Source organism: Vibrio mimicus CAIM 602 (assembly GCF_000338875.1).
GTDB classification, from domain to species: Bacteria; Pseudomonadota; Gammaproteobacteria; order Enterobacterales; family Vibrionaceae; genus Vibrio; species Vibrio mimicus.
The window spans coordinates 1-18,993 of sequence record NZ_AOMO01000022.1; the positions used below are offsets into that span (position 1 = coordinate 1).

Annotated in this window: 15 protein-coding genes and 1 pseudogene; 10 read left to right on the forward strand and 6 right to left on the reverse strand. The window is 46.7% G+C overall.

Annotated features, from left to right (window positions below):
* Positions 1–254 precede the first annotated feature (254 nt).
* Together D908_RS14820 and D908_RS14815 are read left to right on the forward strand one after the other, a co-directional pair.
* Complete coding sequence (locus D908_RS14820; protein WP_000890045.1) at positions 255–662, forward strand: MarR family winged helix-turn-helix transcriptional regulator; 408 nt, start codon at positions 255–257, stop codon at positions 660–662.
* Positions 663–705: 43 nt separating this feature from the next.
* The gene (locus D908_RS14815; protein ID WP_000981951.1) at positions 706–2,043 is read left to right on the forward strand and encodes an MATE family efflux transporter; all 1,338 of its coding nucleotides are present in this window, start codon (positions 706–708) and stop codon (positions 2,041–2,043) included.
* Positions 2,044–2,092: 49 nt separating this feature from the next.
* Here the strand turns inward: D908_RS14815 and D908_RS14810 are convergent, their stop codons facing one another.
* The 3 genes and pseudogenes from D908_RS14810 to D908_RS14800 all read right to left on the reverse strand — a co-directional run bounded on the left by D908_RS14810 (position 2,093) and on the right by D908_RS14800 (position 6,160).
* A complete protein-coding gene (locus tag D908_RS14810; protein WP_005508256.1) occupies positions 2,093–2,971 on the reverse strand; it encodes a U32 family peptidase in 879 nt (292 codons plus the stop codon).
* Positions 2,972–2,983: 12 nt separating this feature from the next.
* A pseudogene (ubiU, locus tag D908_RS14805) lies at positions 2,984–3,998 on the reverse strand (ubiquinone anaerobic biosynthesis protein UbiU).
* Between the two features lie 107 nt (positions 3,999–4,105).
* Positions 4,106–6,160 carry a putative bifunctional diguanylate cyclase/phosphodiesterase gene (locus tag D908_RS14800; protein ID WP_001111420.1) on the reverse strand — a complete coding sequence of 685 codons (2,055 nt, stop codon included), beginning with the start codon at positions 6,158–6,160 and terminating at the stop codon, positions 4,106–4,108.
* A gap of 318 nt (positions 6,161–6,478) precedes the next feature.
* Between D908_RS14800 and ubiT the strand changes: the two genes are divergently transcribed.
* The 4 genes from ubiT (at position 6,479) to rimI (ending at position 8,458) form a co-directional block, all read left to right on the forward strand.
* On the forward strand, positions 6,479–7,006 hold the full coding sequence (gene ubiT / locus D908_RS14795) for a ubiquinone anaerobic biosynthesis accessory factor UbiT (RefSeq protein ID WP_000932663.1): 528 nt from the start codon (positions 6,479–6,481) through the stop codon (positions 7,004–7,006).
* Complete coding sequence (locus D908_RS14790; RefSeq protein ID WP_005523071.1) at positions 6,990–7,493, forward strand: GNAT family N-acetyltransferase; 504 nt, start codon at positions 6,990–6,992, stop codon at positions 7,491–7,493. Before ubiT ends, D908_RS14790 begins: the two co-directional genes overlap by 17 nt.
* 111 nt (positions 7,494–7,604) lie before the next feature.
* A complete protein-coding gene (locus tag D908_RS14785) occupies positions 7,605–8,012 on the forward strand; it encodes a DNA polymerase III subunit psi (RefSeq protein WP_005523072.1) in 408 nt (135 codons plus the stop codon).
* Positions 8,009–8,458 carry a ribosomal protein S18-alanine N-acetyltransferase gene (gene rimI / locus D908_RS14780; protein ID WP_005523073.1) on the forward strand — a complete coding sequence of 150 codons (450 nt, stop codon included), beginning with the start codon at positions 8,009–8,011 and terminating at the stop codon, positions 8,456–8,458. The genes D908_RS14785 and rimI overlap by 4 nt, the downstream gene beginning before the upstream one ends.
* On the opposite strand, the gene D908_RS14775 is transcribed toward rimI, so the two are convergent.
* Positions 8,447–10,504: a putative bifunctional diguanylate cyclase/phosphodiesterase gene (locus D908_RS14775; protein WP_005523074.1), complete on the reverse strand. Its 2,058-nt coding sequence runs from the start codon at positions 10,502–10,504 to the stop codon at positions 8,447–8,449. The genes rimI and D908_RS14775 overlap by 12 nt on opposite strands.
* Before the next feature lie 208 nt (positions 10,505–10,712).
* On the opposite strand from D908_RS14775, the gene prfC reads away from it, so the two are divergent.
* Entirely contained in the window at positions 10,713–12,302 is a 1,590-nt protein-coding gene (gene prfC, locus D908_RS14770) for a peptide chain release factor 3 (protein ID WP_005523075.1), read from the forward strand.
* Positions 12,303–12,419: 117 nt separating this feature from the next.
* On the opposite strand, the gene srmB is transcribed toward prfC, so the two are convergent.
* Entirely contained in the window at positions 12,420–13,670 is a 1,251-nt protein-coding gene (gene srmB / locus D908_RS14765; protein WP_005523076.1) for an ATP-dependent RNA helicase SrmB, read from the reverse strand.
* Positions 13,671–13,760: 90 nt separating this feature from the next.
* Positions 13,761–14,480, reverse strand: a complete 720-nt coding sequence (locus D908_RS14760; protein ID WP_005523079.1) for a tRNA1(Val) (adenine(37)-N6)-methyltransferase — start codon at positions 14,478–14,480, stop codon at positions 13,761–13,763.
* A gap of 309 nt (positions 14,481–14,789) precedes the next feature.
* Here D908_RS14760 and brnQ point away from each other — a divergent pair, with 309 nt between their 5' ends.
* The 3 genes from brnQ (at position 14,790) to lysS (ending at position 18,935) form a co-directional block, all read left to right on the forward strand.
* Positions 14,790–16,103, forward strand: a complete 1,314-nt coding sequence (gene brnQ / locus D908_RS14755) for a branched-chain amino acid transport system II carrier protein (RefSeq protein ID WP_000815028.1) — start codon at positions 14,790–14,792, stop codon at positions 16,101–16,103.
* A 169-nt stretch (positions 16,104–16,272) separates the two neighbouring features.
* Positions 16,273–17,371 (forward strand): peptide chain release factor 2 gene (prfB, locus tag D908_RS14750; protein ID WP_100068112.1). Its coding sequence is split into 2 segments (ribosomal slippage): positions 16,273–16,347 and positions 16,349–17,371, totalling 1,098 coding nucleotides; the frame shifts between segments, so codons are not numbered across the junction.
* Between the two features lie 31 nt (positions 17,372–17,402).
* Positions 17,403–18,935 carry a lysine--tRNA ligase gene (gene lysS, locus D908_RS14745; RefSeq protein WP_000128757.1) on the forward strand — a complete coding sequence of 511 codons (1,533 nt, stop codon included), beginning with the start codon at positions 17,403–17,405 and terminating at the stop codon, positions 18,933–18,935.
* The last annotated feature ends 58 nt before the right edge of the window (positions 18,936–18,993 follow it).

Here is an 18,993-nt window from a genome sequence, read left to right on the forward strand (position 1 = left end):
GTTAACGCGTCGGCTATCACCTAAGTTGGCATGTTGAAAGACATGTTTAGCCCATTGTGCAGAGTTTGATATAAAGTTCATAGTGCTTGCCTGATGTTGTAATGAAGATCAGATCGACAACATCAAACAGAGTTCAAAAAAATCCCCCGTACTTGACGGGGGATTTGTGTATAAGAGACAGGCATGTTGCGGCTTTTTTTATCGCTGTTACTTTGGCAAAATAGTTAGCTTTGCTAACTATATGATTGCTTGTCATGCTAGAAATCAATTTAGAGAAGATGGAGCGCTTTGCTGCCAAGGTTTGGCGTAAATATGGCAAAGAAGATCCTCTTGCTCAGCTCAGTTTCAACGAATACGACTACCTGAAAGTGATTCAAAGCTCACCACAGGCGATTCGTTTAACCGATTTAGCACTGGCTTTGGAAGTGAGTAAGCCTTCCGCTTCTAACATGCTCAAAAAGCTGGAGAGGCGAGGGTTGGTGAAACGAGTTCAATGTGAAGAAGACGCACGTTCGCGACTTTTTGAATTGACGGAGCAAGCTGAGCTGCACTTAGCAAGCGAAGCGCGAGTCTATCAAATTTTAGCGCAGCAAGTCGCGCAACATTTGTCTCCTGAAGAAGCCTTGATGTTGGATATGCTGCTAGGTAAAGCACTACGCTAGTGGTGGTTTTTATTAGATAAACTAACTAAATAGATATGTCTTTATGATGAATCGATCAATTTACCGACAGTTTGTTCGCTATACCATTCCCACGGTCGCTGCGATGCTGGTTAATGGTCTGTACCAAGTGGTGGATGGTATCTTCATCGGCCATTATGTGGGGGCTGAAGGTCTCGCTGGGATCAATGTGGCTTGGCCAGTGATCGGTACTATTCTCGGTATCGGTATGTTGGTTGGGGTTGGTACTGGTGCGCTTTCCTCAATCAAACAAGGTGAGGGCGATCCTGAGAGTGCCAAGCGTATTCTCGCCACGGGTTTAATGAGCTTGTTGTTACTTGCCCCTATTGTTGCGCTAGTTTTGTGGTTTATGGCCGATGATTTTCTGCATTGGCAGGGAGCACAAGGTCGTGTATTCGAATTAGGCTTACAGTATCTGCAAGTGCTTATCGTCGGCTGTATTTTCACTTTGGGTTCGATTGCTATGCCGTTTTTGCTGCGTAACGATCACAGCCCCAATTTGGCTACCCTCTTGATGGTGATTGGTGCGGTCAGCAATATCGTTCTCGACTATGTGTTTATCGCTTGGCTTAACTGGGAACTGACTGGGGCGGCTATTGCAACGACGATAGCCCAGCTGGTAGTTACCTTGTTGGGGCTGGCATACTTCTTCTCCGCACGAGCCAAAATGCGCTTAACACGTCGCTGTCTGAAGTTGGAGTGGCACTCTTTACCTAAGATCTTCGCGATTGGTGTCTCAAGCTTTTTTATGTATGCCTACGGTTCAACCATGGTGGCGCTGCATAACACTCTGATGATTGAGTATGGCAATGCAGTCATGGTCGGCGCTTATGCGGTGATGGGCTATATAGTGACGGTTTATTATCTGACGGTTGAAGGGATTGCAAATGGTATGCAGCCGCTGGCCAGTTATCATTTTGGGGCACGTAACTATGATCACATTCGTAAGCTATTACGCTTAGCCATGGGCATTGCTGTACTGGGGGGCATGGTGTTTGTTGTTGTGCTGAATCTATTCCCCGAGCAGGCGATTGCGATTTTTAACTCCGATGACAGCGAATTGATGGCCGGTGCACAGATGGGGATCAAACTCCACCTGTTTGCTATGTATCTGGATGGATTCTTGGTGGTGAGTGCGGCGTATTATCAATCGACCAATCGTGGTGGTAAAGCCATGTTTATTACCGTTGGTAATATGTCGATTATGCTGCCATTCCTGTTTATTTTGCCGAAGTTTTTTGGTTTAAGTGGTGTGTGGATTGCGCTGCCCATCTCCAATATTGTGCTGAGTACTGGGGTGGCGATCATGCTATGGCGTGATGTCAGAAAAATGGGGAAAGCGCCGCAAGTCTCCTATGCATAATTAGGGGTAGAAAAAAGGGTTGCAGATAAGCAACCCTTTTTGCACTGGCTTAGTTATTTTTAACAGCTAGCCCCGCTAATTGATGCCAATAACCGTTGCATTGGTGGTTCTCAATGAGCTGTGGCTTTTGGCCTTGTTCGTTGGCTTTGAATTGCTGGAGATGTTGGAACGTCTCAACACCTAATGGGCTTAAACGTACCACATCCACCAACCCCGCCATACTTGGCAAATCATTAACCAAGTTGTAGCAATAGCCCGATTGAGTTTGAATGCCGTTGAGGTTAAATACCGATTGCCCCTCTTGGCTTGCTACCTGAATTCCGGTTGGGTAGCGAATACAGCAGGTTTCGCATTCATCTTTCGCACGGTTTTCTGCTCGCGCCGTAAAACAACGTGCCGAGTAAGCCAGTGGTAAGTAACCGTGACTGAATACTTCGACTTCAAATTTACCGCGGATACCCAAATCATCACACTGTTGTAAGGTGTTGATTAACCAGTCACGCGACAGCTCAACTGGCATACACCAGCGGATCATGCCTTGCTTTAAGAACAGCTTCAGCGTGTGCGCGTTATAGGTGTTCACTGCTGGCCCCACGATAAAAGGAATACCTTTTTCGTGAGCCATTTGTACGGCAGAAACATCGTTGGCCTCAATCGCAAAATCACCGTTATCAATGTATTTTTTCATCACATTGATTTCGCTGGGTGCTTCGAGTAGTGCCATGGTTGAGAGTACGACTTGCTTACCCGCATCAGAGAGGGATTTGGCAATCTCAAACCAGTGTTGAGGTTTCAACTCACGACGTTTCGAGCAGACCGTTTCACCCAGATAAATCACATCCGCCATGCTAGCCTCAGCTTGGGCATAGAAACTGTCGACGTCCTGTTTTGGCCAGAAATAGAGTAGGGGACCTAAAGCATACTTCATAATCGCTTGACCTTATTGCCATTGACGGTGATAAGCACCGAGTGTGGTTTGAGTGCCTTCTGATACATTCGCCAGCGCAGCATCCCATTTAGGTTCTACGCGATACTGGCTAGGATTCGCCAGATAGCGATCAATAGCCGCACGCCAAGTGCGAGTCACTTGTTCTACATAAGCTGGGCTACGTTGACGCCCTTCAATTTTCACAGAAGCCACATTGGCAGCAAATAGCTCAGGCAGCAGTGACAAAGTGTTTAAACTGGTTGGCTCTTCCAATGCATGATAGCACTTACTTTCACCTTCTATCTCTGCAATGAAGCGCCCTTTACATAGCGTCGGGTAACCCGCATTTTCACCCGCTGTGTACTTATCAATCAAAATCTCGTTCAAGCGAGATTCGAGCCCTGACTCAGTCTCTTGCCAGCGCACGTATTTGGCTGGTGAACAAGCACCGACTGTGTTGGGGGATTCGCCTGTCATGTAGGACGAGAGATAGCAACGCCCTTCCGACATGATGCACAGGCTGCCAAAGGCAAACACTTCTAACTCGACACCTTGTGGAATATTGCGCGAAAGCTGCTTCACCTGATGAATGGAAAGCACTCGCGGCAATACCACACGTTTGACGTTGAAGTTTTGATGATAAAACTCAACCGCTTTAACGTTGGTGGCTGATGCTTGTACGGAAAGATGCAGCTCAAGGTGCGGATATTTACGTGCCGCATACTCAAGCACGGCAATATCGGCAATGATCAAAGCGTCCACACCCAGATCCGCAGCCTGATCAACCGCGTTAGTCCAACGCTCAAAGCCATTCGGATGAGCAAAGGTGTTGAGAGCTATATGAATTTTTTTTACGGTGGTCATGGACATACTGAACCGCTTTTTCCAGTTTTTTGCCGCTAAAGTTAAGGCCAGCAAAATGGCGAGCGTTTGTATCATCTTTGAAACCGATGTAAACCGCATCGGCGCCACAATCAATCGCTGTTTTCAGGGCCGGCAGATTTCCGGCCGGACAGAGAAGTTCCATAGCGTAAGGCTCTGAATTCAGGGAATAGTGAACGCATTTTAGGAAGGATTGAGCAACGCAGATTTGATGTAAGGCAGGTTTCGGCCAATCAGAGCAAAATTAACCCCTTAGAGGGATTTGCGGTGGCGGCGATTTTGCGCGAACAGCTCTTCCACTTCATGTTTGGGCTGAGGGCGATAGAAGTGGAAGCCTTGGATGGAATGACAATTGAGGTTGGAAAGCAAAGTGGCTTGCTGCTGGGTTTCCACCCCTTCCGCGACGACAGTCAGACTCAGTGAGCGACCCAAATTGATGATGTTTTCGATAACGGTGAGCTGTTTAGGCAGCGTATCAATGTCGCTGATAAAGGCGCGGTCAATCTTCAGTTCATCAATCGGGAAACGCGCTAAATAAGCCAGTGAAGAGTAACCCGTACCAAAGTCATCAATTGACAAGGTGAAGCCGAGTTTCTTGATAGCATTAAGCATTTGCTGAGTGTGTTCACTGTCACTCATTACTGCACTTTCTGTCAGCTCAAAGGTAATGCAGTTCGGATCTAACCCCGTTGTTCTGAGTAATTTTTCTAAGTAATCAATGAGCTGTGGATTGCCAAATTGCTCTGGTGAAATGTTGATGGCTACGCGGCCTGGCAGAATGCCTTGCAGTTTCCAACGCTTTACCGTGGCAAACACTTCGCGCATGACAACGCGACCCAAATGTTCAATCAAGCCCGCTTTTTCAGCCACTGGAATGAAAGCACCGGGACTGATGTAGCCTTCTACTGGATGTTTCCAACGCACCAAGGCTTCTGCACCATTGATACTAAAATCACGCGCATTTACTTTAGGTTGATACCAAACTTCTAGCCCGTTTTGTTGCAGTGCTTTTTGCAGTTCGATCTCTAACCAGAGGCGCATACGCGCTTCTTTGTTCATCTGATCGTTGAACTTGATGAGACGATTTCTGCCACGCTCTTTAGCTTCATACATGGCCGTATCAGCATTTTGCAGCAGCACGCGGGCATCGTTACCATCGCCCGGATAGCGCACGCTACCGATGGAACAAGCTAAACGTTTACTGAAATGGTGAAGATCAAAAGGTTGGTTTATCAATGAGATGATGCGATCTGCCAGCATTTCTGCCGAACGGTTGTGTTCTGGCTCAGGTAAAATCAAACCGAATTCATCGCCGCCTAAATGGCCGAGTACTGCTTGTTGCGGTAGGAGCCGTTTCAGGCGTGCGGCTACTTCTTTGATGACTTTGTCGCCGATGTGATGGCCGAGAGAATCGTTGATGTTTTTGAAGTTATCAATATCGAGGTAGAGTAAAACCAAAGGGGTTTCATTTTGGATACACTGCTCTAAGCGCTTAGTAAATCCGTGTCGGTTGTACAGTCCGGTCAGGCTGTCGATATGGGCATCGACTTGGGTTGTTGCGGAAAGCTGTTTTGGTGCTTCATCCGCATCTTGCAATAAAATCAGTTGCGATTGGCTACCGAGTATCGATGTACTGCCCGCATGCAGTTGAACTTTTCGTTCGAAACCGCACCTTGGCCCGGTTAGGCATATCAGTGGTCTTTCTGTCAGCAGCGAAGCTAATTGTGAGGAGAACACGGTTTTGGTTTTCTCATCAATAAACAGCCGAGACAAGTTTTCACCCAATAGTTTTTGCGTGTCTTCAAAACCAAGCAAACGTGCAGCCGAAGGGTTGGCTGAGATGATGCAGTCGTTCTCAACCATCATCAACCCGTCGGGTAATAGGGTAGTCAGTAGCGCATATTTGTTTTCGGACTCTTCCAAAGAGCGCACTAAGATTTGCTTTTCTGAGGTATCCAGTGCGTGAAAGACGATGTATTGCACTTGGTCGTGCATCACGATCGGTGAGATGGAAAAGTGTAAGCTGGTTTCGAGATCGATTTCACTGAGTGTCAGTTCAGATTCGATGTGCTCGTGTTTAAAAGCGCGTTCATAGAATGGCTTGAGGTGACGGTAAAAATGTTCACCCAAAACCTGACTATCACTCATCCCGACCATTTCTTCACTAGAAAGACCGGCGATATCACAATAGCGCTCATTGACCATCACATACTTGTGTTGGTCATTGAGGATTGCAAAAAAGAACGGACTGTGTGACGTAATTTTTGCAAACCAATGAGTGAGCTGAGATGAGGTTTGAGCAGGCATTTAAAATACTACCAACTGTCCGTGCGCGATGACATTTATAATATCCCCACCAACAAAGTTAGGCAGTTTGGCTAGAGTTTTTTCCTTTTGGTGACAGAAAGCGGTTCTGTTCATCGAATCATACATCCTAGCGATACCGACAGTAACATGCGGTTGGGTATAGCGTTACCAATTCGGTAACTCATTAACTATAACTGTGAATTGCACAGTAGAAAAGGTTCTCGGCCTGAAGTTATTTTTTGATACATGACAGGAATCCGTGTACTGACATCCAGTATGATTAGCGCAGATTGACTAACAAGGTAACGGATAACGCTCGTGTTAAACAAGATTCGCACTCAACTGGTTCTGAACGCTGCTTCAATTTTGCGATCTCCAATCCACTTATTGCCCCAAAACGTTCAAAAAAAAGCCTTGCTTGATGCAATGGGTTTGGTATTCCGTGAGGCGTTGCAAGATGGGGACTTCGAATTTCTCGAAGAGAAATGGCTGAAGGTCGAAGTGAAAGACATGGATTTACGTTGGTTTATCAGTTACCAAGATGAAAAATTAGTGGTGGCTGATGCTCCTGTTCGTGAGGATGTCAGCTTTAGCGGTAATCTGAATGATTTGGTGCTGATTGCGGGACGTAAAGAAGATCCAGATACACTATTTTTCCAGCGTAGACTTTCTATCGAGGGAGATACTGAACTCGGCTTGGAAGTGAAAAACCTGATGGATAGCGTGGATCTGCAACAATTACCTAAACCTTTACAGATTTTGCTTCACCAGTTGGCGGATTTTGTGCATAAAGGGATGCAAACGCCAAATTCATCCCAAGAGGTTATTAATGCTTATTCGAACTGAAGCGCCTGCCGATATTTTGGCCGTCGATGAACTATTGAAAACGGTCTTTGCCACTGAGGCTGAAGCCAATTTGGTGATGGCGTTACGTGAAAATGGACGGCGAACGTTATCATTGGTGGCGTGTGATGATGAAGGGGAGATTATTGGACATGTGATGTTCAGCCCTGTGACGGTAGATGGCGAAGATCTGAATTGGCAAGGTTTAGCACCGTTGGCGGTGAAAGAAGAATACCGTCGCCAAGGCATTGGTGCTGAGTTGGTGAAAGAAGGTTTAAGCTCACTTGGAGAACTGGGATACCCCGCTTGTGTAGTCCTTGGTGATCCGGCTTATTACTCACGTTTCGGCTTTGAAGATGCAGCCCAATACCAATTGCACTGTGCTTGGGAGGTTCCTCAAGGCGCTTTCCGCGTAGTTGCTTTGTGGGAGCGAGAGCTGGACGGTCGACGTGGACTCGTTGAATACAGTCCTGAGTTTACGGTTTTCTAAGTATCACTCCTCATGAAAAAGGAGCATTTAAGCTCCTTTTTCTCTCTAGCGCTTGAGTCGCCAATCACCTGTTTGTTAGCATTGCCGCTCAGATAGGCTGCGAGTAACACCATGCTTTCTTCTTCACACTATTTGTCCGCGATGGGCATTCAACAATGGGAATTGATCCATCCTGAGCGTTTGATGGGGTTTCAGCCCGTTAAACAATCCTTAGATCAAGCTTGTCGACTTTTGTTGGTAGCCAATGAGCCGCCACAAGGTTCAGAAATCCTGTTACTGGAGAGGATCCTCAAAAGCTTTCATCTTGAACTGGTGATGGTTCGCCATATCGCTCCTACGCAGCTCGATAACCTTGCCTATGATGGGCTAGAGTGGATCTGGTTTGCAGGATGTGATCCCTTGCCACATCAAGCTCAAAAGCAGCTCCATTCGCCGCGTTTAAGTGACATTGATGGTAATACCCAATATCGCCGCGCACTGTGGCAACAAATTTGTGCTTATCAAGGAACCGCATCATGAGCTCACTATTTACTACTATGCAATCTGAGCATTTGGATGCCGTATGGCGCATCGAGCGTGCCGCACATTCTCATCCTTGGGCGGAATCTATTGTGCGCGATCTCAATAGCCGTGGGGCTTGTCATCAGGTGATGTTGGTTGATCAGCAGGTCGTGGGGTATTTTTATGCCCAGAATATTGTTGGTGAAGTGACTTTACTCAACATTGCTATCGATCCAGCGATGCAAGGCAAAGGGTACGGAAAACAATTGCTCGATCATTTTATTGAACAGTGTGAGCAGCAAAAGGCAGAAAGTGCTTGGTTGGAGGTGCGTGAAAGTAATCAGCGTGCTTTTCATCTTTATCAGCAAGCGGGCTTCAATGAAATCGACCGTCGCATCAACTATTACCCTGCTGCTCATGGCAAAAAAGAAGATGCGATCATCATGAGTTACCTATTTTTGTAAGCTATTACTGGGTTCGGGCAACGTCTGGATCTTATGGTAATTATTGCTAACAAAGCGCTGTGCAATATCTTCCGCTCGTAGCGGTTTATCGAACAAATAGCCTTGGAATTGGTTACAACCAAGTTGTTTGAGTGCTGCGAGCTCTGAGGTGTCTTCAACCCCTTCCGCAATCACTTCCAAGTTCAGTTTTCTGGCAATGGCCAAAATGGTATCCACTATCGCTTGATCGTTATCATCCAGATGCAGTTGACTGACAAACGAACGGTCTATTTTCAGTACATCCACCGCAAGGTGTTTCAGATAACGCAGCGAAGAGTAACCAGTCCCGAAATCATCAATCGAGATGCTGATGTGGCTTTCTTTCAATTGCGCCATTTTTTGCATGGCACTTTCCACATTCTCAAGCAGCAAACTTTCCGTGATCTCCAATTCGATGGGTTCACCAGAGATCCCAGCTTGGCGTAATGCATGGTTCACCTGTTCAATAAATGATTCTTGAGCAAACTGTAATGGACTGATATTGATGGCTAAACGGCGAAAATGTGGCGGTAATATACCTTGTTTTTTCCATTGCGAGTATTGATAGCAGGCTTGCTCAATAATCCAATTGCCAATCGGTAAAATCTGCCCAGTTTCTTCGGCTATTGGCATGAAAACGCCGGGAGGAAGCAGTCCGCGCTTAGGATGATTCCAACGGATTAACGCTTCCACTCCCACAATGTTGTGCTGTTCATCGACCTGCGGTTGATAGTAAAGCTCTAATTGATGCTGATTGAGCGCTTCATGCAGACCTTTTTCGATCTCTAGGAAAGATTCCACCTGCGCCTGCATTTCTGGTTCATAGAACATGAATTTATTGCGCCCACCCGCTTTCGCACGATAGAGTGCGGTATCCGCTTGGCGGAGCACATCGATATTGCTTATCCCAACTGAAGGAAAAATTGAGATACCAATACTCACCGTGCAGTAGAGTTGGTGGTCATCTATGGTGTAGGGGTTAGAAATCAGAGTGAGCAGTTGCTTGGCCACTTCCTCTGCTTTATTCGGAGACAGATAAGGGATCAGCACTGCAAACTCATCACCACCAATGCGGGCAGATAGATAGTCATTCTTCGTCCATGCCTCCATTCGTAGTGCTACCGCTTTAATCAATTGATCACCTATCGTATGACCGAGCGAGTCATTGATGGTTTTAAAGCGATCCAGATCCAAATAAAACAGGGTGCCAGTGGTATGTGAATTTTGTGCAGTAGTGATGGCATCACTGAGTTTTTTCAGTAGCAGACTTCGATTCGCAAGTCCGGTCAAGCTGTCGTAATAGGCAAGTTGATTAAGCTTGGATTCCGCTAACTCCTTACCTTTCCACATCGATTGAAAAGTTGAAGCCAACTCACTGAGTTCATCATCTTGAGTCAGCCGCGGGGGAAGAGGGGAGCGTTGAGTGTCATTGAGTGAATTCACCCAACCGATCAGCATAGTGATTGGGCGAGAAAGTTTTTGATAGAAAAAGATCAGTAAAATCGTGGTGAGTAACGTATTTCGCAGCAAATCGAACAAAATCACGCGGGTGGTTTTGGCAATAAACACTTTGGCGATGGAGGAGCCATCAATGTAAAAACTGAGCTTGCCTACAACGACATTGGAATTGGGTTGATGCAACTCTGTGCTAAACATGGAGATAGAAGGTGTCAGATAAGTGGCAAGAATACTGACCAGTTCACTTTGTTGGCTGATTGCCCGTTCTTTGCTGGTCATCACATCGCCAAAGTCATCGACAATTTCGACTTTAAAAATGCCGGGATCGAGCATTAGGGTGGCTGCGACCTGTTCAGCCAACAGATTATTCAGATGATAAGCAGCCTGACTGGCATTCTCATAACTCTGCACCAGCTTAAAATTGTAGTGTTCTTGGACCTTACTCTGCTCTTGATGTAGGTCGGACAATGTATGGTAGAAACTAAAACAGAGTCCCAAGAGTACCGAGACTAAGAAAACACTTTTGGCTTGCTTGAAAGCCAACGAATGAATCTTGCGAAATTTGGTCATAGGCCGACTTCATTTTTTCTCTATATTCTACAGTTATAGTCCAAATCAGTTGATAAATTAATTAAAACGATAATGAGAAAACACGAAATCATTCATTAATTGCAGTGAAGTTGCTCCAAGCGCCAAGATCAGCGAGAATACCGCGCAAATTTGAACCGAAACGCTGGTCGGCTTTATTAGGCTGGCTGAGCAAAAAGAGAATCTGTTGATGTCAACTACACCTTATTTCGGCGAAGTGTCTAAACGCCGCACTTTCGCGATCATCTCGCACCCTGACGCGGGTAAAACCACGATTACTGAAAAAGTTCTGCTGTTCGGACGTGCCATTCAGGTAGCTGGTACGGTAAAAGGCCGTGGCTCAAACCAACACGCAAAATCAGACTGGATGGAAATGGAAAAAGAGCGTGGTATTTCGGTGACCACCTCGGTGATGCAGTTCCCGTACGGCGATTGTCTGGTAAACCTTCTGGATACTCCGGGACACGAAGACTTTTCGGAAGATACTTACCGTACCCTGACGGCGGTGGACTCTTGCTTGATGGTGATCGATGCGGCGAAAGGTGTTGAGGATCGTACTCGTAAATTGATGGAAGTCACTCGTCTGCGTGATACACCGATCGTGACTTTTATGAACAAACTTGACCGTGAAATTCGTGACCCGATGGAATTGCTGGATGAAGTGGAAAATGAGCTGAAAATCGCTTGTTCGCCCATCACATGGCCAATCGGTTGTGGTAAAGAGTTTAAAGGTGTTTACCATATCCACCGTGATGAAACGATTTTGTACTCAACGGGTCAAGGCCACACTATCCAAGACGAGCGTATCGTGAAAGGCTTAGATAACCCTGAGCTGGATAAGGCAGTGGGTGAAGACTTAACCGCGCAACTGCGTGAAGAGCTGGAATTGGTACTTGGTGCGTCTCATGAGTTTGATCGTGAGTTGTTCTTGCAGGGTGAACTGACACCGGTGTTCTTTGGTACGGCTCTGGGTAACTTTGGGGTTGACCATATGCTGGATGGCCTGACGCAATGGGCTCCATCGCCAATGCCTCGCCAAGCGGCAGAACGTGTGGTGGACGCGAGCGAAGAGAAGTTCAGTGGCTTCGTGTTTAAAATTCAAGCCAACATGGATCCTAAGCACCGCGACCGTATTGCTTTCGTACGTATTGTTTCAGGTACTTACAAGCAAGGCATGAAGATGAACCATGTGCGCCTTGGCAAGCAGATCAGCATTTCCGATGCGGTAACCTTCATGGCGGGTGACCGTGCGCGCGCAGAAGAAGCGTTTGCAGGTGATATCATCGGTCTACATAACCACGGTACGATCCAGATCGGTGATACCTTTACCCAAGGTGAAACGCTGAAATTTACGGGTATTCCGAACTTCGCGCCTGAATTGTTCCGCCGTATTCGTCTGCGTGATCCACTGAAGCAAAAGCAACTGCTGAAAGGCTTAGTGCAACTTTCTGAGGAAGGGGCGGTACAGGTATTCCGTCCGCTGCAAAACAACGATCTGATTGTAGGTGCGGTTGGTGTGCTGCAGTTTGATGTGGTGGTATCGCGTCTGAAATCTGAATACAACGTCGAAGCTATCTATGAAGGTGTTAACGTAGCGACAGCACGTTGGGTTGAGTGTGACGACGTGAAAAAGTTTGAGGAATTCAAACGTAAGAACCAGAGTAACCTAGCGCTCGATGGTGGTGACAACCTCGCTTACATTGCGCCAACCATGGTTAACCTCAACTTGGCACAGGAGCGTTCGCCTGAGGTGAAATTCCGCGCGACTCGTGAGCACTAATACTTAATCTTACTGAGATGAAGGCGTGCCTACTTTAGAGCGCGCCTTTATTTTTAATCTCGGATATAAAAAAGCCGATGAGAAATCATCGGCTTTTTTGTCATCAGGCTTCGGCGGTTATTTTTTCTTTGCCGTTTTTGCTTTGCTTGCGGTTTTCTTTTTCGTGGTGCCTTTATCCGTTGCTTTTTTGGTGTCTTTTTTCTTTTTCTTAAACACAGGCTTTTTGTGTTTAGGGCGTAGGCCATCAATAAAGCGCTCTTTCACTTCTTCTTTGATGTAACGCTCAACACGCGCCATCATGGGTTGGTCGTGCGCTTCAACCAGAGAAATCGCGATGCCTTTTTTCCCCGCACGTCCAGTACGACCAATACGGTGCAGGTAGACGTCTGCGCTGCGTGGTAAGTCAAAGTTGATCACATGGCTGATGTCCGGAACGTCGATACCGCGTGCCGCAACATCGGTTGCGAGCAGAATGTTCACTGAACCTTCACGGAAACGGGTGATCGCATTGTTACGGCGATCTTGTGGCATTTCACCTTGGATCCATGCACATGGGATCTGGGCTTTTTCTAGCTCAGCACGCAGGTCAGCGAGACGCTCACGGGTTTTCAAAAACACAATTGAACGTTCAGCTTGTTCAGTCAGGATCTTTTTCAACAGTTCCACTTTATGTGGCATGTCATCCGCGCGGTGGTACCACTGTGAAATCTTTTTACGTTCACGACGTGGAGGCTCAGCATCAATATGAGCTGGGTTTTTCAATAGATCGGCGGTAAAACCTTCAACACCGCGTCCTTCTAACGTTGCAGAGAACAGCAGTGTCTGTTTACGCCAGCGACACTCTGCCGAAAGGCGGTCAACGGTTGGGCCAAAGCCCATGTCCAGCATGCGGTCCGCCTCATCGAGAATCAGCCACTCAATCGCTCGGCAATCAAAGCGTTCAGCATCAATGTATTCCAACAAACGTCCCGGAGTTGCCACCACGATATCTTGTGTGGTGGCCAGAATATCTGCGTGTTCTTGGTACTGAACACCACCAGTGATGGTGAAAATATTCAGGCGAGTGTTTTTGGCCAGGGCTTGAGCCTGCTCTGCCACTTGCATCGCCAGTTCACGGGTTGGCGTTAGAATCAGGATTCGAGCTGGGCCTGCTTTGCGGCGAGGGAAATCGAGCAAGTATTGCAGCGCTGGGATCGCGAAAGCCGCCGTTTTACCTGTACCCGTTGGGGCAGAGGCTAAGACATCGCGACCATCCAGAGCTTGCGGAATTGCTTCAGCCTGAACTTGTGTTGGGCGGCTAAAGCCCATTTCTTCGATCGCTTCAAGCAGCACTGGATCGAGTTCGAGGTCGGCAAAGGTTTTAATCACAAATAATTACTCCACAAGCGTTGAAAGGCTCTGTCTTAAAACAGGGCGCACATTATAGATGGATCACGCTTTAGATCACATCTTTAATTGCTACATCTTCAGATAAAAATCGCGGGTTAATTGGCGAAACGCCTCACTGTAGCTGTCAGTTTCGCGGATCACCAGCGCAGAATGTTTGACGGTACAAGGAGAGAGATGCAGCTCAAACAATAGGCGATGTACTGGCTTGGCTGATGTCGGTTGCACTTGGCAATATCGGCCAAGGTAAAGCCCGGCCTGCTCAGCCAAAGCGATAAACTGATCGCCTTCCGTTTTAGGCAGAATAAAACTTGCTACGCCGTCTGGCTCCAATAATTGAGGCAAAGATTCGATCAACTCTTGGTGCTTTAAACTTCCAGTGTGGCGGGCTGTTGCTCTGGCAAACTGCTGAGCGGTTTCTCCGCTGTTGAAATAAGGCGGATTACAGATAATGGCAGAGAAGCGTTGTGGTGGGTGCCAATAGCGAATGTCTGCTTGTAAACATTGAATACGGTTTGCCCAAGGGCTGTTGTCACTATTTTTTTCAGTGGCTTGATAGGCGCTGGGCTCAATATCAAGTGCAGTGATTTGTGCGGATTGAAAGCGTTGAGCACACATTAGGCTTAGCAGACCTGTGCCACAACCAATATCCAAAATCGAGGCCGGAGAGCTGACAAATGCCCAGCTTCCTAGCAACACGCCATCAGTGCTGATCGGCATGCCACATTCCCCTTCTTCTATGGCGAACTGTTTAAACTGAAAGCTCTTATTCATTAATTTATTGGTTTTCATCGTAATTTTACTGCCAAACAGGAGTTAAGCGAAAATCTCTTTCATGAAGATGATTGCTAACATTTTATTCTGTTGGTTGGTGAAAAAATAATCTAATTATATAGTGTGTAATTCTGGTTTTTTATTGTGACATAGCATATGACACTGCATTATTGTTGTGATTATAAATTATTATGGCGTTTTTTGCTTTGCGGTTGCGAAATACAGGCACATTCGTCATTATTCGGCCACACGCTGCTTAAACTTACATTTTTATAAGCAGTGAGATGCACACACAACATTCATTACATTTATAAATAAGGGTTATCTGTGAAGCAGACGTTAAAACTAGCAGATATTTTAGCTTTGGGCTTTATGCTGTTCGCGTTCTTTTTAGGCGCAGGCAATATCATCTTTCCACCACTCGCAGGTCAATTAGCGGGTGAAAACATTACACCAGCCATGTTCGGCTTCTTGCTGACAGCGGTAGGTCTACCACTGATCACCATTATTGCGATTGCTGTCGCTGGTGGTAGTTGGGAACACCTAACGAAAGATCTGCCAGTCAAGGCATCAGTATTGATGGCTGCGCTGATCCTCATCGTGATTGGCCCTGCGTTTGCTGCACCACGTACTGGTCTTGTTGCGTATGAAATGGCGGTAAAACCATTTTTTGCAGAGAGCACTCAATCTTATCTAACGCTTTTCTCTGTGTTGTTTTTTGCGGTAGCTATGTTCTTTTCATGGTCGCAAGGCAAACTGGTTGATTTGATTGGTAAATTGCTGACTCCAGCTCTGTTTGTTGGCCTGATCATTCTTGCTTTAGGCGTATTCATGAACCCACAAGGTGAAATGATTGCTGCGCAAGGCGAATATTTGAGCCAGCCACTGACCAAAGGTTTCTTGGAAGGCTACAACACCATGGATACGTTTGCGTCTTTGATGTTTGGTATCTTGATTGTTGATGCTCTACGTAGCAAAGGCATTACTGATCGCGCTGCAACGACTCGCTATCTGATCACCTCTGCATTCATTGCTGCAATAGGTTTGGCACTGGTTTATGGTTCTTTGTTCTACCTTGGTGCTACGAGCTCAAGTGTGGCTGCAGGCGCAAACAATGGTGGTGCTATCTTAAGCCAATATGTTAAAGCGCTATTTGGTAACTATGGTCAGCTAGTACTGTCTGTGATCGTGATGCTGGCATGTTTGACCACTGCGGTTGGCTTGATTTCAGCGTGTTCAGATTTCTTCAGTAAGCACACGCCTTGGTCATACAAAAAATGGGTTGTGATTAACGGTGTAGCTTGTGGTGTGGTTGCCAATGTTGGCCTAGCACAGCTGATCACTCTGTCTATTCCAGTGCTGTTTGCTCTGTACCCTGTTGCGATTGCACTGGTGGCTCTGACCTTCGTACGTCACAAATTGCCGAATCCTCGCATTGCTTACCGCGTTGTACTATCAGTTTCTCTGCTGGTGGCATTGCTGGATGCAGCGAAAGTGGCGGGCTTTGATGTATCAGCCTTCGATTTCCTGCCTTTCTTTGAATACGGCATGGGCTGGTTGTTACCGACTTGTGCGGCGATGATCTGCATGTTCTTTGTCTCTGGAACATCATCACAAGCCCTAGAAGAAGAGTTGGCATAAGCCTGTTGAATAATGGATTAAGCGGAAGCCAAGGCTTCCGCTTTTTTATGCCTCTCTTTTGGTATTTATTCTGATTTCCCCTGTGGGATAGAGTATTTTTTCCTGTATCTTCATCACATTTTTCAGTAGAATTCCGCGGTTAATTTCTATTCATAACTCGTAAGCCAACATGTTTGAAATCAATCCTATTAAAAACCGCCTGCAGGATGTGTCTGAGCGCACAAATATCCTGAGGGGGTATCTTTGACTACGATGCCAAGAAAGAGCGTCTAGAAGAAGTCAATGCCGAATTAGAACAACCTGATGTCTGGACCCAACCTGAGCGTGCGCAAGCCCTAGGTAAAGAGCGTTCAGCTCTAGAAGCGGTTGTTGATACTATCGATCAACTGGATCGCGGTGTTGAAGATGTCGAAGGCCTGCTAGAACTGGCCATTGAAGCTGAAGATCAAGAAACTTTTGATGAAATCGGTCCTGAATTGGACGAATTAGAAGTTAAGCTTGAACAGCTCGAATTCCGCCGCATGTTCTCTGGCGATCACGATTCTTCAGATTGCTACCTTGACCTACAAGCTGGCTCTGGTGGTACAGAAGCGCAAGACTGGACTTCTATGCTGCTGCGCATGTACTTGCGTTGGGCTGATGCTAAAGGTTTTAAAACCGAAGTGATTGAAGTTTCGGAAGGCGATGTAGCGGGCTTGAAATCAGCGACTGTGCGTATCATTGGTGATTACGCTTATGGTTGGCTGCGTACAGAAACGGGTGTGCACCGTTTAGTGCGTAAATCACCGTTCGATTCAGGCGGCCGTCGCCATACGTCGTTTGCTTCTGCATTCATCTACCCTGAAGTGGATGAAAACATAGATATCGAAATTAACCCTGCCGATCTGCGTATAGATGTGTATCGTGCTTCTGGTGCCGGTGGTCAGCACGTTAACACCACCGAATCGGCGGTACGTATTACCCACGTACCGACCAATACGGTCGTACAGTGCCAAAACGATCGCTCGCAGCACAAAAATAAAGACCAAGCGATGAAGCAACTTCGCGCCAAACTGTTTGAATTGGAACTGCAGAAGCAGAACGCTGAAAAACAGGCCAACGAAGATGCCAAATCCGACATTGGTTGGGGTAGCCAAATCCGTTCTTACGTGTTGGATGATTCACGAATCAAGGATTTACGTACAGGTATTGAAAACCGCAACACGCAAGCGGTACTCGATGGTGACTTAGACAAATTTATCGAAGCTAGCCTGAAATCAGGCCTGTAAGCTTTTTACCGACTACACAAGGTACATGCAAATGACTGATGCTGTTCAAAACGAGATTAATCAAGAGCAAATCGCGCAAGAAGAAAACAAACTGATTGCAGAGCGTCGCAGCAAGTTGGATCACATCCGTAAGGACTGTAAAGCAAACGGACACCCAAACTCGTTCCGTCGCGACAGCCTAGCAGGTGATCTGCAGAAGGAGTTCGGTGAAAAGAGTAAGGAAGAGTTGGAAGCACTGAATCATGTTGTGTCTATCGCCGGTCGTGTGATGGCAAAACGTGGTCCATTCCTGGTTATTCAGGAAACTTCTGGCCGCATTCAGGCTTATGCATCTAAAGAAGTTCAACAAGAGCTGAAAGACAAATACCAAGGTCTGGATATCGGTGACATCATCGGTGTTCAAGGTGCGCTGCATAAATCAGGCAAAGGTGACCTGTACGTCAACATGGAACAATTCCAACTGTTGACTAAAGCACTGCGACCACTGCCAGAGAAATTCCACGGTCTGACTGACCAAGAAATGCGTTACCGCCAGCGTTACGTTGACCTGATCGTCAACGAAAATTCTCGCAACGCTTTCGTTGTACGTTCTAAGGTGATGTCAGCAATTCGTAACTTCATGATCTCAAAACAGTTCATGGAAGTGGAAACGCCAATGATGCACGTGATCCCTGGCGGTGCGAGTGCGCGTCCATTCATCACGCACCACAACGCGCTCGACATGCCCATGTACCTGCGTATCGCGCCTGAACTGTACCTGAAGCGTCTTGTTGTAGGTGGTTTTGATCGTGTATTCGAAATCAACCGTAACTTCCGTAACGAAGGCCTTTCTCCACGTCACAACCCAGAATTCACCATGATGGAATTCTATATGGCGTACGCAGACTACAAAGATCTGATGGACTTGACGGAAGAACTGCTCAGCTCAGTGGCGTTAGAAGTGCTTGGTTCAACCTCAATGCCTTACGGTGAGCATACCGTTGAGTTTGGTGGCAAATACGCGCGCATGAGCATGTTCGACGCGATTAAGCACTACAACCCAAATCACGCGCAGATCCAAGCTCTCACCGAAGAAGACATCCAAAACCGTGACCTAATGGTTTCTATCGCGAAATCCGTTCACGTTGATGTTGAACCTTTCTGGACATGTGGTCAGCTTCTTGAAGAGATCTTTGGTGAAACGGCTGAGCCTAAATTGATGCAGCCAACCTTCATCACAGGCTACCCAGCGGATATCTCTCCACTGGCGCGTCGTAGTGATGATAACCCGTTCTTCACTGATCGCTTTGAGTTCTTCATCGGTGGTCGTGAAGTGGCAAACGGCTTCTCAGAACTTAACGATGCTGAAGACCAAGACGCGCGCTTCAAAGCTCAAGTGGAAGCGAAAGAGTCCGGTGATGATGAAGCGATGTTCTACGATGCCGACTACATTACCGCTTTAGAACACGGCTTACCGCCAACAGCAGGTCAAGGTATTGGTATTGATCGTCTGGTTATGCTACTGACCAATACACACACCATCCGTGATGTGATCTTGTTCCCAGCGATGCGCCCTCAGCAATAATCACTGAACATGTTCTAAAAAGCCGCCAAATGGGCGGCTTTTTTTATACCACTAAGAA